The 13,998-nt window shown below is 43.4% G+C and carries 13 protein-coding genes; 7 read left to right on the top strand and 6 right to left on the bottom strand.

Annotated elements, in window-relative coordinates:
* The first annotated feature begins 39 nt into the window (after positions 1 to 39).
* A complete protein-coding gene (locus CWO27_RS00980) occupies positions 40 to 657 on the top strand; it encodes a glutaredoxin domain-containing protein (protein WP_017062739.1) in 618 nt (205 codons plus the stop codon).
* A 153-nt stretch (positions 658 to 810) separates the two neighbouring features.
* Here CWO27_RS00980 and CWO27_RS23690 read toward each other — a convergent pair whose 3' ends face one another.
* The 3 genes from CWO27_RS23690 to CWO27_RS00970 form a co-directional block, all read right to left on the bottom strand.
* A complete protein-coding gene (locus CWO27_RS23690) occupies positions 811 to 945 on the bottom strand; it encodes a hypothetical protein (RefSeq protein ID WP_004737777.1) in 135 nt (44 codons plus the stop codon).
* A gap of 285 nt (positions 946 to 1,230) precedes the next feature.
* Positions 1,231 to 1,581: a hypothetical protein gene (locus tag CWO27_RS00975; protein WP_017057980.1), complete on the bottom strand. Its 351-nt coding sequence runs from the start codon at positions 1,579 to 1,581 to the stop codon at positions 1,231 to 1,233.
* Positions 1,582 to 1,681: 100 nt separating this feature from the next.
* A complete protein-coding gene (locus tag CWO27_RS00970; protein WP_102480732.1) occupies positions 1,682 to 2,887 on the bottom strand; it encodes a multidrug effflux MFS transporter in 1,206 nt (401 codons plus the stop codon).
* Positions 2,888 to 2,995: 108 nt separating this feature from the next.
* On the opposite strand from CWO27_RS00970, the gene CWO27_RS00965 reads away from it, so the two are divergent.
* Entirely contained in the window at positions 2,996 to 3,892 is an 897-nt protein-coding gene (locus CWO27_RS00965; RefSeq protein WP_048662361.1) for a LysR family transcriptional regulator, read from the top strand.
* Between the two features lie 161 nt (positions 3,893 to 4,053).
* The gene (locus CWO27_RS00960) at positions 4,054 to 5,898 is read left to right on the top strand and encodes a putative bifunctional diguanylate cyclase/phosphodiesterase (protein ID WP_102480733.1); all 1,845 of its coding nucleotides are present in this window, start codon (positions 4,054 to 4,056) and stop codon (positions 5,896 to 5,898) included.
* A gap of 132 nt (positions 5,899 to 6,030) precedes the next feature.
* Here CWO27_RS00960 and CWO27_RS00955 read toward each other — a convergent pair whose 3' ends face one another.
* The 3 genes from CWO27_RS00955 to CWO27_RS00945 all read right to left on the bottom strand — a co-directional run bounded on the left by CWO27_RS00955 (position 6,031) and on the right by CWO27_RS00945 (position 8,680).
* On the bottom strand, positions 6,031 to 7,323 hold the full coding sequence (locus CWO27_RS00955; RefSeq protein WP_048661114.1) for a peptidoglycan DD-metalloendopeptidase family protein: 1,293 nt from the start codon (positions 7,321 to 7,323) through the stop codon (positions 6,031 to 6,033).
* Positions 7,324 to 7,600: 277 nt separating this feature from the next.
* Positions 7,601 to 7,900 carry an isoamylase early set domain-containing protein gene (locus tag CWO27_RS00950; protein ID WP_017630092.1) on the bottom strand — a complete coding sequence of 100 codons (300 nt, stop codon included), beginning with the start codon at positions 7,898 to 7,900 and terminating at the stop codon, positions 7,601 to 7,603.
* A gap of 126 nt (positions 7,901 to 8,026) precedes the next feature.
* Positions 8,027 to 8,680 carry a hypothetical protein gene (locus tag CWO27_RS00945; RefSeq protein WP_102480734.1) on the bottom strand — a complete coding sequence of 218 codons (654 nt, stop codon included), beginning with the start codon at positions 8,678 to 8,680 and terminating at the stop codon, positions 8,027 to 8,029.
* Between the two features lie 32 nt (positions 8,681 to 8,712).
* Here CWO27_RS00945 and CWO27_RS00940 point away from each other — a divergent pair, with 32 nt between their 5' ends.
* The 4 genes from CWO27_RS00940 (at position 8,713) to CWO27_RS00925 (ending at position 13,924) form a co-directional block, all read left to right on the top strand.
* Positions 8,713 to 9,195, top strand: coding sequence for a GFA family protein (locus CWO27_RS00940; protein ID WP_107898382.1), 483 nt, complete (start codon positions 8,713 to 8,715; stop codon positions 9,193 to 9,195).
* A 150-nt stretch (positions 9,196 to 9,345) separates the two neighbouring features.
* Positions 9,346 to 10,020 (top strand): YoaK family protein, encoded by a 675-nt coding sequence (locus tag CWO27_RS00935; RefSeq protein ID WP_107898381.1) that lies wholly within the window; start codon positions 9,346 to 9,348, stop codon positions 10,018 to 10,020.
* 229 nt (positions 10,021 to 10,249) lie between these two features.
* A complete protein-coding gene (locus CWO27_RS00930; protein ID WP_107898380.1) occupies positions 10,250 to 11,620 on the top strand; it encodes a YjiH family protein in 1,371 nt (456 codons plus the stop codon).
* A gap of 432 nt (positions 11,621 to 12,052) precedes the next feature.
* Complete coding sequence (locus CWO27_RS00925) at positions 12,053 to 13,924, top strand: methyl-accepting chemotaxis protein (RefSeq protein WP_048661110.1); 1,872 nt, start codon at positions 12,053 to 12,055, stop codon at positions 13,922 to 13,924.
* The last annotated feature ends 74 nt before the right edge of the window (positions 13,925 to 13,998 follow it).

Raw genomic sequence — 13,998 nt, 5'->3', positions numbered from 1 at the left:
TTCTATATTGATAAGAGAATTTTAAGCGAGGTCGTAACCATGAAGAAACCAGTCAAGATTACACTATACCGTTGGGCAGGCAGCTGGGGTCCATTTAAAGTAAATATCCCATGTGGAGAATGTACCCTTACCAAAGACATTCTTAAGGACACTTTTGAGAATGAATTGGCTGACGTTGATGTCGAACTAGAAGTGAAAGATTGGTTATCTCACTGGTGGGAACCGCTAAAACTTGGTTCTTGGCATGCGCCTATTCTTGTTGTTGAAGGCAAAGTTGTTAGCCAAGGTGAAGCTCTAAATCGCGGTGTTCTGATTCAATCGGTCATTAAAGAGTGGACCAAAAGAGACAGCCTAAAAGGCAATATTGTTTATGGTAAAGCAACCTGCCCATTCTGCGTTAAGGCGAAGAAAATGCTTGATGAAGCGGGTGTCGAATACCAATACCACGATGTCGTAAAAGACAGCGCAGCTTTGTATCGCATGATTCCAGAGGTAAAAGCGCACATCGGTGAGAAAACACCGGTCACCGTTCCTCAAATCTGGCTTGATGGTAAGTACATCGGCGGGGCTGATAACTTGGAAGCATGGATGAAAGAGAATGGCTTAGATAGCATTCCTAATAATGTGGTCGACCTGTCCAATCAATCTGCAGGCTGAATTAATTAATAGCCATTAGTCAGAAGCGTAATTTGTGTTTTTTGTGTCCATCCACAACAAAACAAAGCGATACCTTTCACCAGTCGCTAAAACGAAAAAGGCCTTAAACTTCATCGAGTTTAAGGCCTTTTAAAATTCCGTTTCTGAAAATGCTTATTTAGCCATTTTCTTCATCATTCGCTTGATAAATGATGCTTTTTTAGGCTTTGACTTGCCGTACATTGCTTCGTGCATCATGTTTTTTGCTGCCATTTGACCCAAGTATGCGTGGCCTAGTTCGTAATTCATGCTTATCTCCGCACTTAATCAACTTTCTTTAGCGCGGATTTTACACTTAAAACGCTCAAAAACAAGATCCAAATCACACTTTATTGCAAAATAATCAATGCAGTTGCAGTAAGCCTGTTTTTGTCTTTGCGCAGACCGGGATTATATCAGTATATCAATGAGTTAACGTGAAGCCCGGTTTGGCCTTAATGCTCTATCCCTATGAACAATCCAAAACATTGGTCTAGACAGTCATAAAAAAAGCAGCTCAAGAGAGCTGCTTTCTAAAATACTTTACTGAGAAACCTAGCTGCGCTTTGGCTGTCTGTAAGTTTTACCGGCAATTTGGTATGTGTCTTTTTGCTTCAATTCAAACATCGTTTCAAAGAACCAAGCTGCAAATTTGATTAAGTCATCGCCTTCATTCATGACATGTTCGATGTACTCTTGCTCTTCGCCTTGTTCATTTTCTTGAAGCGTCACGTGGTAAATACGCTTTTCGCCTTCCACTTCAGCTAGTGCAAATTGACCAGTCAGTGATGCAGCAGCCTCTGCGACTTCTGTATCCTCATTGGATTTCAATAGCTCAAGCGCTTGAGGCAGGCCATCTAGCGCGCAGATAGCTTTTACCAGTACTTCAAATTCATTTTGCTGCATTTTGTTTTTACCTATTCAATGGACCGAAGCATTGTAGAAAACCATCAGCACAAATACAACGTATTAACGATGGTGCGTTAGACGATAGTGAATTTGGCATTTAGCTATATTCCATTTCAACAGTATCGCCTTTTTTGTTCATTTTGGTTGAAGACCAAAGCACTCCCCCCATAGCTGCACCAATAATGAGGTAGAACGCGCCTAACTGTAGATGAGTCGTCACCCAACTCTCTACTAAATACCCACCGAGTAAACCCGCCAAACACATCTGAATTGAGCCTGACAACGCAGAGACGGCGCCCGCTTGCTTCTTATGAGGCTCTAATAACATGCTGATCGATAGAGGGAACGAAATCCCTTGTGCTATCGCCAACCAAGTAAACGCCCAAACTAAGTTAAAAATGGATAATTCATGAGTAAGAAGCCAAGTTCCCGACGCCAAGATAATCAAAATAGCTAGGCTCATCAGTTGGGACGTACTAAACCTACGATTGAGCATGTTTAAAGCGACGCTACCTATCAGTAAGCCCGCCGAAGGAACAATCATCAATGAGCCATATTCAGCGGCGGTCAGCCCCAATTGCTCTTGCATTAAGAATGGAAACAACGACAACGAAACCAAACTCGCCATATAGCTCATCCAGTTGTAACTGGCGCTGGTTAACACTTGGCGATTGGTCAACAAACGTCCGTAGTTCTTCACCACTTGGCAGGCATCAAAGCGACTCTTTCCGTATGGCAAAGTTTCATGAAGAACAAAGTAACCTAGCGTAAATATCGCCAATAAGTACATCAGAACAAACAGGAATACCGCTTGCCAACCGAGGTGAAATGAAATCCAACCACCAAATACAGGCGCAATGATTGGCATGATCGAAGCGGTGATCGAGATATAAGACAACGCTTTGGTTAGTTGAGGGCCATCATAACTGTCGCGGAGCACACTTCGTCCGAGAACCGAAGCACTACCCGCTCCTAAACCTTGCAACAAACGGCCAACCTCTAGTGCCAGCATGCTGTCAGAAAACACGACACAAACAACAGTACCAATCAAATAAACACCCTGACCTAACAAGAAAATAGGTCTTCTTCCCACTGCATCGGACATCGGTCCGTAAAATAGCTGAGATAAACCAAAGCCTACTAAAAATAGCGTTACAAGAAGCTGCACATCAACTTGAGTGACACTTAAGTCAGCAGCAATGAGCGGCAGTGATGGCAAGTAGATGCTTACACCCACTTGTCCCGTCGCAATGATCATCATCGCTAACAGTAATGGCGTTTTTTTAAAGGTCGATTGGTTCAAAAAATTCCCTATTCGTTTGATATTTGTTCATGATATAAGTCTATATTCAAAACCAGTAATTGATAATTAACCAAATTGGAATTTAATTAAGTCCTAACAGGAAATAATATGGATTGGATTCTCAACGTAAAAAGCTACGTTAGAGTTGTAGAAGAAGGCAGTTTCAATGGCGCTGCACGTAAACTCAATACCACCAGCTCAGCGATCAGCAAAAGAGTAAACTGGTTGGAAGAGCGCATTGGCACTCAACTTTTAAAGCGCACCACACGCTCAATTAGCCAAACCGAAGCCGGTGCGCTCTTTTACCTGAGAGCCAAAGATCAGCTCGACAATTGGCAGTCCATTATTGATGAGACTCGCTCGGTTAACCAAACCCCTGCAGGCTTATTAAAGATAGGTGCGACAATTGCGGTTGGCTCTAAGTTTCTCGTGCAATACATGGACGACTTCTTAGAAAAGTATCCAGACATTAAGGTGCAGCTGATCACGACCACTCCAGGACAATTACCAGAACTGGGCTTAGATCTGGTGATCAGTCGTGAACTGGAACAACTCAACTCGTTAAGCTTCAAGAAGACACCGCTGTTTGAACACAAGGCCAGTTTCTATGCTGCGCCGAGTTATCTGGCCAAACATGGTTACCCCACAAGCGAACAGGACTTAGAACAACACAACTCCTTGATCTGGGGAGAGCGTCCAACCCGTGAAGTCACACTAACTAAAGGACAACGCATCACTTTGAACGGTAACTTTGCGACCACCAACCCTGAGGCTTTGTTTCATGCCGCGAAGCGAGGAATGGGCGTACTGTTAACCATCAAAGCAATGATCAAAGAGGATCTTAAACAAGGGACACTGGTTCCAGTATTACCAAATATAACAGCCGACGAAGTGATGGTTTACGCGTACTACCCTAAGCTTGACTACTCACATACACGAACCAAGCTGTTTTTGGACCATTTGAAAGATAGATTGGACAAAGAGCGCAGCACTCAGGCTCTGTGAAATAAGTCACATTTTAATTTGAAAAGTTATACAACACGACCAATAATAAACTAGACGCATATTGATAGTAAAACTTAATACTGCGCAGTTACAAGATCGTACAAACAAGAGCATACACATACGGCTTATACACTGAATCTGGTTAACTAGGGATGGTGACTATGACTCAACATACGCACAACAGCATGATAGACACTGAGCGCATCGGACGTTTACTGAAGTTGGAAGGTATCGACCTTTTAGAGTCGGCTGTACTTACTTTGCACCAAGCCTTTGGTACTCAATACACCAGTATCATTGAGAAAAAATACTTTCCAGACCAAGTTGTTCCTCTGGTAATTGCTCATTCGGACCATGTACTGCACGACAAAATCAATGCTCGTCATGGGCATATCTACCAGCAAGCGGTTAATCAAAGACACCCAGATTGCTCTTTCGCTCAGTACGTCGTCCAGTCATTACCGACATCAGCATTTAGGCAGGAAGTAACCTCGCAGAACTCGATCGCTATTCCTACTCGTACCCAAAGTGGTGAAGTGATGGGCGTGTTGTTCTCTACGTTTAGCTCGCCTCTTAGTCCAGACCAACAACAAGCCGTGATAAAACACCACCAATTATTCGCCGATATCATCATCCACACCTTGCGTGAAATGTGGTTCAACGACCGTTCTGAGCAACTGGTGAATCAACTCAGTTACGAAGTGTCACACGACAGTTTAACGGGGTTACTAAACCGAAGCTGTTTATCGGATACCCTAGAGTCGATCACTCAACAGAGCGTCACTCCATTCTCACTCGCTCTGCTCGACATCAATAGCTTCAAGGCCATCAATGACATGCACGGCAACTATATTGGCGATAAGGTTCTCCAATATGTAGCAGAGACTTTGCGTCGAACCTTGCCTGAAAGCAACCTGACTTTCCGGACTGCTGGCAATGAGTTCGCTTTCATTACCTATCATTCAGACCCGATAGCCGTTTGCGAGCAAATACTGGACAAGATAAAGCAAGGTTATAGTAACGTTGATATCAAAATCGATTTCGACGTTAGTATCGGCATTGCCCGCTCAGATGGGGATAACAAGGACGTTGAGCAAATCATTTTCAACACCAGTTTGGCGCTTAAAGAGTGCAAACACAGCCAAGATACCCATATCCAATGTTATGACACTCACTTAAGAGTTCGCTACCAAAGAAAAACCGAGCTAGTCGCTGCGCTGCGAAGTGAACTGGAAAATCCGATTTCACAAAGCTATATCCCCGATAGCAATGGAATGTACGTAGTTGTGCAACCCATTGTGGGCCAAGGCGAGACGCAATGGGAATATTTCGAGGTACTGACTCGCTGGAAGACCGCCAGACACGGTGACATATCGCCAGTAGAGTTCATTCAAGTGGCTGAAGAGTCTGGGCTAATTGTCGAGCTTGGTGAGCGTATTATTGAATTAGTGTGCCGCGCGAAAACCGCATTAGAACAAGGCTTAGGTTACAAGGTTAAGCTTGGGATAAACTGTTCTGCTCATGAGCTTACCGACTCTAAGCGCTATATTTCCTATCTGACTCGAACCATTGAACAACATCACTTTAAAGCTGATGAGTTTGTTATTGAGTTAACCGAAACGGTCCTGTTATCTCCAACCCAAGAGACAAAATCGGCACTTAACTTCCTTAGAGGACAAGGCTTCACCATTGCGCTCGATGATTTCGGTACGGGTTACTCCAGTTTGAATTACATTCACAGCTACCCTATAGATTGCATTAAAATTGATGCCACCTTTATCCGTAATTTGTTAACCAACTCAACCTCAGAGAGCGTTGTTTGGCTGATTATCCAGCTTGCTCATAGGCTCGATGTGTCATTGGTTGCGGAAGGCGTAGAGAAGCGTGAGCAATTAGAAAAGCTGCACGCAATGGGATGTGACAAGATCCAAGGATACCTCTACTCGCCACCAATGCGACCTGAAGCTATCGTCAGTTATGTTACTCATTCGGAGGCTTTGACTTAAAGCGCTCCCCTTTAATTGAACTAGGATCAAAAAACCGCGAGAACATGACTCTACTCCGAGTGATGCTCTCGCGGTTTTAATTAGCTGCTTGATAAATAACAGCCTTATTCAGGGTTATCTCAAAGAGCTTAACTAGCTGTTATTAGGTTGGGCTTCTAAAGCGACCTTTAACAGCTTGTCAGCTTCATCTCTTGCAGCTACAAACGTCGCTTTTTCCTTTTTAGGCACAGAATCTGCCATCGGGATATTTGCTGTCATTGCATTGACAGGACGACCACGTTCAATCAGCTCATAGTGCAAATGCGCGCCTGTCACTCGGCCAGTTTTACCAGACAAACCAATACGCTGCCCACGAGATACCGTTTGCCCTTTACGTACGAGGATTTTACTCAAATGTAAGTAACGTGTTTTGTATGTGCTGCCATGCTGAATTACCACGTAGTTACCAGCATATGGGTGCTTACGCGTCATAATTACTTTACCGTCACCCGTTGCTTGAACCGGCGTACCAACTGGCGTCGCGAAATCTGTACCGTTGTGCGGTGAAATTCGGCCTGTCACAGGGTGTAATCGCTTAGGATTAAACTGAGAACTTTGACGCCAACCACTACTCACAGGGTAACGTTGGAAAGCACGTTGTAAGCTATCGCCATTGGCATCGTAATATTGCCCATCAGTATGTAAGTACGCAGAAACAACGCGGTTACGATTCATGATTTTAATCGCTTCAATTTCACGTTTGCCGGTTGCAACACCATCAACATATTGAGCTTTTTGAAGCACTTCAAACTGATCGCCAGCGCGCAGATCTCGGCTAAAGTTCAACTTGTCTTTAAGAAGCGTCACAATATGGTCAATCTCAAGACTGTTGAGACCAACCTTGTTCGCTGACATCGAAAAACTGCCTTGAATATCACCGACTAAAGGCTTTTGCTTCCATTCACCCGGAATAGAGATGTCTTCGAATTCGTAGCTGCCGTCATCAAGCAGTCGATAAACCACTTTGTCCGCGACGCTAAATTGAAGTTCCATTTTAGAAAGGTCGCTGGTCGCTTCATCACGCCAAAAGCGTAATGTATTACCCGGACGAAGCGTATCTAAAGCAAGGAAGTTCAAATCGGTTTCCATCACGCTCATCATCGATTTATAAGAAAATCCAAGTTGCGTGAAGATGCTACTCAAGTTATCACCAGATTGAATTTGATACTCAAATGTCGGCGGCTCAATAACGGTAACAGAAGAAGGTGACAGAATTGACTCAATAACGGTTGAGTCTGGTAGATCAAGCTCGATCGTTTTCGTCAAATTTGATTGTGAAGATTGCAGAGCAACTCCAATCGCTGCAATAAGCGGCAGTCCTAAAATTGCTACTTTTTTTACAGGTGAAAGCTCGGCAAACGGAGAGGAAAATATTTTTGAATACACGGTAAACAGGTCTTTCTACGATATAAAGGCATAGGATATGCTTTTCAAACGCATAAATCATCAATGCATTGTCATAATATGATGTGAATCTGCCCAATACAGCTTAAGTCATTGAGTTGCCGTAGATGTAGTACCATTTAACGAGAAATAAAATTAACCGCTAAATTTGAAAATAAAAAAGCAGAAACGGCTAATTTCTGCTTTCGATAGGTTGGCGTTATTCCGTTTCGACTAATTAATACACGAAGCGAATTAGTTGCTAATTATTATAAAGTGGTTAAGCGTTAACCGTCGACACTAGGCAGTTGTCTTCACCAAATTCATTTGGTATATAACGGTCGGCATTCGAATCGTTTACCCATTGTTGATCGTCAACTAGGTAGCGGAATTGAAACTCGCCATCTTTAGGTAGACGAGTTTTAAACTTGTAAACCTTCCCTTTCGCCAGTTTTTTCATTGGGGTAGCTTTCCAGTCAAGGAAGTCAGCAACAATCGATACAGAGTTCGCTTCTTGAGCTTCTAGCTCGAAGGTCACTTCCACTTCATCTTTCGTCTTAAAAAAACGTTTATTAATCATTCGCAAGCTCCATTTGTAAAAGTAAGCAGACACAAGCATAAAAAAGTGTCTAAATTTCATTCATCTTATTAAGATAATATGTAATTTGGCTCACATAAACAACAAATCCTTGCACAAACGAAAACGCTATTGCTTACCAATTGATTGCGTATCAAAAGAAAAGCTCATCAACACCTTTTCAGAAGGGGCTTCTGCAAAGGATTGTTCCTCAGAATGCTGAGTAAAGCCGATAAAACCTTCCCCTGTGAGTTTTTTCTGTGATTGCGAATGTGGCTGCTGAGTGACATCCAAAGTCTGAATTTGCACGCGATCGCCTAAGAAAAGCTGGTCAACTAACACGACACGGCTTCGTTGCTGATCATGTTTAAACAAACCAAGGTAATAGAATACACCACTGCCTTGGTTAGATATCCACATCGGCGCGACAAAGAAACTCGCTTTGCCCAGCGTGACAGCTGAAAGGTTATTGGTGTCTACCGTTATCACACCGCGCTCAACCCCTGAGTCATAGCGTCCAAACGCGATTGCTCTAGGTTCATCGACTTCATTGATAAAAGCGTAGGCGTTAGTTTCTGGAACTTTAATTGTCCATGGGTTGGTCGTCTTCAAATCAAAAACGTTTTCTACAACTGGGTCATAACTCACTTGAGAAGAAGGAAACTTCGCCAAGATCTCTTCATCACTTAAGCTAAAGCGATAAATACCCGCTACTATCACCACAAACAACATGACAATTGGAATCAGTAGAATCAGAGGAATAGGTAAGATTTTCTTTTTCATGAGCAATTATATTCTTTTGTTTTCATCCAGTTGTGCAGACCATAAAGGGCTTTAGTATAATTATCAATACAGGGTTAACCAGAAGTGGAGCATGGATGGATATCAATCATATTAAAGATAGAAATATCAGAAGTTGCGAATGCCGCTGTAGAGCAGTCAACCTAGTATGCCGAGGCGAACCTCAACGCACCTCTATGTGTCATTGCTATGAGTGTCAGAAACGCACCGGAAGTGTATTCGGTGTTCAGGCTCGGTTTCCAATGGAGCAAATCACACTCAGCGGTGAAGTGACCTCTTTCTCACGCATTAGCGATACAGGTAATGAAGTCACCTATCAGTTTTGCCCCAAGTGTGGCACCACCATGCTTTTGCAGTCGGTTGCCGCCGCCGATTTTTATATCGTCCCGCTCGGATTATTTAAAGAGCAAGACTTCCCAGTGCCAAGCTTTTCGGTTTATGAAGAACGCAAACATGGATGGGTTAAGTTCGACCACCAAATGAGCCATTACAACTAGTTCGCTATTGACCGTTATCTTTATATAGCAACAGTATTAGAGCAAACTGCAATACTGTTGCCTAAGATCAAATATCAACGCCCCACAACGCTAGCGTATCTTTTCGCTAGCGTTATAATCTGCTCCTCTTTCTAACCCAGGGTGAACCACATGATTTCTAAGCTACCTCGCTGGGTTGAATACGGCGCCTTACTGTTAGCAGGCCTTGCTGGTAGCGTAAATGCTATTGGGTTACTTGGTTTCCAGCATCAAGCCATTTCCCACATCTCGGGCACCATGTCTTTACTAGGCAGTAGCTTGCTCACACCGACTTCGGCTTCTATTCATCTCCTATTGGTGATCATGAGCTTTATGTTAGGTGCAGCTTTCAGTGGGTTCTTTATTGAAAACCAAGCCCTGAAGCTAGGCCGCCGTTACGGTGTTGCTTTATGTATAGAGGGTGGATTACTGTTCTTGGCGCTGTGGGCACTGTTGCAAGGCTACACTTCAGGCCAGTATTTCGCTTCAGCCGCGTGTGGTCTGCAGAACGCGATGATCACCACTTACAGCGGGGCGATCATTCGAACAACACACATGAGTGGGATCATTACCGATCTTGGGATCATGATTGGCGCTCGCTTAAAAGGAATGCCTTTTGACCGCCGTAAGGCCAAACTGCTGATGTTCATTGTCGTTGGCTTCCTATTTGGCGGCTTAAGTGGCGCTTGTCTGTTCCAACGCTTCGAAATTTTGGCACTGGCCTTCCCTGCCTCTTTCGCCTTCATTATCGCACTTAGCTACTGGTTCTACCTGACTTATCGAACTGAAACTCCAATCAATTTATAAATATCTGGCAATATATCCTCAAACTACGTAACATTCGCAACACTTTATTCTAAACTCTTAATGAGTTGCAGAATAACCAGTGTGAATAGTTAACGATATTTGATGAATAGTATTGCAAGCGCTATCAATACTGGGTAATCTTGCAGCCAGTGAGAAAATACGGATGTTTAGAGAATAAAAACGCCAAGGATGTGGCTTTTTTACATGTAGAAATACGAGAACAATTAACATGTCTAACAACACGAATACTGCTCAACCAGAGAAATCTAAAGGCAGTTTCTGGGTTTTCTTAATCCCATCTCTGATTGGTTTATTCCTTTTCATGGCACCAATCAGCTACCAAGGTGATCTAACGATCCCTGTCGCTATTCTAGCCAAATCAATTCAAGCGGTTTTCGGTGAGTCTCTAGTTGCTATTATCACTGCAATCGTTGCCTTCATGTCTTTAGCTTCCGTTTTAAGCACCATTTTCAAGCCTGCATTCATTACATCGAATTCATTCTTAAACGGTCTTTTCAACCCGTCTCCACTATGGTTGTTAGTTCGTTTAATTGGCGGTGCAGCCGCGTTCATGGCGTTCTTCCAAGTCGGCCCTGAATTTATTTGGGAAGAGAACACTGGTGGCTTAGTTTTAGAAGGGCTACTACCGACTCTATTTTCAGTATTTATTTTTGCTGGCTTACTACTGCCACTGCTGCTTAACTTCGGTTTGTTAGAGCTGTTTGGCACCCTATTAAGTAAAATCATGCGCCCTATCTTCAACCTACCAGGTCGTAGTGCTATCGACTGTATGGCTTCTTGGTTAGGTGATGGCAGCGTTGGGATCCTTCTTACCAGCAAACAGTACGAGAAGAAGTTCTACACTCAGCGTGAAGCTGCAGTTGTTGGTACGACTTTCTCGGCAGTATCGATTACATTTAGCCTTGTGGTAATTGCACAAGTAGAGTTAGAGCACTTGTTCCTACCTTTCTACGCAGCAATCTGTCTAGCGGGTATTGTGGCAGCGGTAATCATCCCTCGTCTTCCACCACTAAGCATGAAGAAAGACACCTTCATTGACGGTAGCAAGCCGCACAAAGACGCTGATGCAATCCCAGCGGGTCACTCAACATTCTCTTGGGGTCTTGAGCTAGCGGTAAACAAAGCATCACAAGTTAAGTCGGCTAAATCTGTATTTGGCGAAGGCGTTCGCAATGCTGTAGATATGGTCTTTGGTGTACTGCCTGTGGTTATGGGTCTAGGTACCATGGCGTTGGTGATTGCGGAATACACTTCTGTATTCTCGTTCCTAGGCCAGCCTTTCATTCCATTCCTAGAGTTACTTGGTGTACCTGAAGCCGTTGCTGCATCGGAGACTATTGTTGTTGGTTTTGCGGATATGTTTATCCCAGCTATCCTTGCAGCTTCTATTGACAACGAGATGACTCGCTTTGTTATTGCAGCAATGTCGGTAACTCAACTAATCTACATGTCCGAAGTAGGCGCTCTACTTCTAGGCAGTAAGATCCCAGTGAACATCTTGGAACTGTTTATTATCTTTATTCTGCGTACGTTAATTACGCTTCCAGTTATCGCTGGTGTAGCTCACCTAATATTCTAAATTAGATGCTACTTATATAAGTAAATAAGCAGAAAGAATTATAAGCCTCACTTTTGTGGGGCTTTTTTTTGTACGGAATACATTCACACGTCAACTCAAAACCTCAGAAATATATAAAGCTGGCATATCACTCGATTTCATATCAATTTTACCCCGGCCTCTTTTAAATCGAGAACTACATACATAAACACAAAATTAATACATTATTAATTTCTTCCACCTCCAGACAGATCAATTCTTCAACCCATTGAACCAAATACTAAAAGTAACCAATATGTGATTTAGTGAATTTTGTATTGTTTAGGTTGTTGTATTTTTGTAGTCTATTTTGTGAAATTACATTCAAGTAAAATTCAATCTAGTCGATATATATAATTACAAAAACACAATTAACTTTAGTCTTCGCAAAGCCTGTAAGAAGGGGAAAACTCAATGAAATTTAGCCATAAGGTGGTTGCTGCATCATCAGCCTTGCTGCTAGTGACAGTATCATTGCTTTCAATACAACAACTTTACACCGTAAGAAGCGCTGTAGAAAACCACGTCAATGCGAGCCTAAAAGAGATGGTCTCCGGCGTTAAAAACACCGTCGAATCAGAGATGAACGCCAAGAAAGCCTTGGCTCAATCGACGACTGAAGTCATCGAGATCAACCCTGAAGATCGCGCTTACGTTAAAGAAATCTTAGAAAAGCCAAAGCTTAAAAACAGCTTCCTAGCGGTTGGTTTTGGTTATGAAGCAAACGGTTTCGTTATTGAGAATGACGATGGTTGGGATGCAGGTCCAGATTACGACCCGCGAATCCGTCCTTGGTACATTGATGCTAAATCCAAAAACAGTTTAGTCGTGACCGCTCCTTACGTGGATGCATCAAGCAAAAAAGTCATCATCTCAGTAGGTACGCCAGTTAAAGACAACGGCCGCTTTACTGCAGGTATGTTCTACGACCTAGAACTGACCAACCTTGCGACCTTAGTCAACCAAGTAAACTTGTTTGACGCGGGTTACCTATTCCTAGTCACTGCTGACGGCACCACGATTGCTCACCCGAATGCGAAAAACAACGGTGAATCGCTTTCAAGCTACATGCCTCAAGCGACTATTCGTGAAGGCTCTCAGGAAATTGAAGTCGATGGTAAAATGTTCTTGGTTAATTTCACGCACATTCCGAGTGAAGATTGGTACATAGGTGCCATCCTTGACGAAGAGATCGCTTACCAAACCGTTGAAGACTTGAAAAACAGCTCAATGATCTATTCATTGATTGCCGTTATTCTTAGCATCATCGCCCTGACTGTTCTGATTCGTGTATTAATGCGTCCACTTGATGCGCTTAACCAAGCAATTCAAGATGTCGCGAGCGGACAAGGCGACCTAACTAAGCGCCTAGATACCAATACCGACCAAGAGTTCTCTGATCTGGCGAAAGGCTTCAACACCTTTACTGAAAACCTGCAAAATCAAATCATTCAATCGAAAGCGATTGGTGTTGAGATTAAGCGTGGCACTGAAATCACCGTTAAAGGTGCAGGCGAATCAGCAAACGCGATGAATACGCAACTACAAGAGCTTGAACAACTAGCAACCGCAATGAACGAGATGGCAGTTACGGCAACAGAAGTCGCCAACAATGCTCAAGGTGCGGCGGCGGCTGCTCGTGAAGCTGACGAAGCAACGCTAGACGGCACTTCTGTAGTTAGTGACACCACTCAAGCGATTGATAACCTATCTGAGCGCATCGACCAAGCAGTTGCTGAAGTACAAGTACTTGAATCAGCAACAGCAAACATCGAAACGATTCTCAAGGTAATCAATGATATTGCAGACCAAACCAACCTACTGGCATTGAACGCAGCGATAGAAGCGGCTCGTGCTGGTGAATCAGGCCGTGGTTTCGCAGTCGTAGCCGATGAAGTTCGTACACTGGCGCAGCGTACTCAAGAATCGACCACTGAAATCCGCAACATGATTGAGCAGCTCCAAGCGGGTGCAAGTTCGGTATCGAACGCGATGAACCAAAGTAAAGATACCGCAACTGACGCCGTTGAACGCGCTCAGCAAGCCAACTCTTCACTTGACCGCATCCGTGACGCGATTCAACGCATCTCAGATATGAACATTCAGATTGCTTCAGCAGCAGAAGAGCAGAGCTTGGTAGCGGAAGAGATCAATAACAACACAGTTAAGATCAAAGACCTTTCAACACAAGTGTCAAACGCGGCTCAAGAAGCGAACACAGCAATGCAGGTTCAAACGGACAATGTTCGCCAACAAGACGAGCTATTGAACAAGTTTACGGTTTAACCGTCTTACCGTTAAACTAGCACTCTGTTTAGTAACTAATAAACAGCTTCAAATAAAAAGCCCCGCTTACTGAT

The organism is Vibrio sp. 10N.286.51.C3, from assembly GCF_003050065.1.
Lineage (GTDB): Bacteria > Pseudomonadota > Gammaproteobacteria > Enterobacterales > Vibrionaceae > Vibrio > Vibrio crassostreae.
This window is presented reverse-complemented; position numbering and strand designations above follow the sequence as displayed.

Bases quoted from the DNA above. Each gene is read 5' to 3' on its own strand.
- CWO27_RS00980 (WP_017062739.1), top strand. From the start codon at position 40: ATGAAGAAACCAGTCAAGATTACACTATACCGTTGGGCAGGCAGCTGG.
- CWO27_RS23690 (WP_004737777.1), bottom strand. From the start codon at position 945: ATGAATTACGAACTAGGCCACGCATACTTGGGTCAAATGGCAGCAAAA.
- CWO27_RS00975 (WP_017057980.1), bottom strand. From the start codon at position 1,581: ATGCAGCAAAATGAATTTGAAGTACTGGTAAAAGCTATCTGCGCGCTA.
- CWO27_RS00965 (WP_048662361.1), top strand. From the start codon at position 2,996: ATGGATTGGATTCTCAACGTAAAAAGCTACGTTAGAGTTGTAGAAGAA.
- CWO27_RS00960 (WP_102480733.1), top strand. From the start codon at position 4,054: ATGACTCAACATACGCACAACAGCATGATAGACACTGAGCGCATCGGA.
- CWO27_RS00950 (WP_017630092.1), bottom strand. From the start codon at position 7,900: ATGATTAATAAACGTTTTTTTAAGACGAAAGATGAAGTGGAAGTGACC.
- CWO27_RS00945 (WP_102480734.1), bottom strand. From the start codon at position 8,680: ATGAAAAAGAAAATCTTACCTATTCCTCTGATTCTACTGATTCCAATT.
- CWO27_RS00935 (WP_107898381.1), top strand. From the start codon at position 9,346: ATGATTTCTAAGCTACCTCGCTGGGTTGAATACGGCGCCTTACTGTTA.
- CWO27_RS00930 (WP_107898380.1), top strand. From the start codon at position 10,250: ATGTCTAACAACACGAATACTGCTCAACCAGAGAAATCTAAAGGCAGT.
- CWO27_RS00925 (WP_048661110.1), top strand. From the start codon at position 12,053: ATGAAATTTAGCCATAAGGTGGTTGCTGCATCATCAGCCTTGCTGCTA.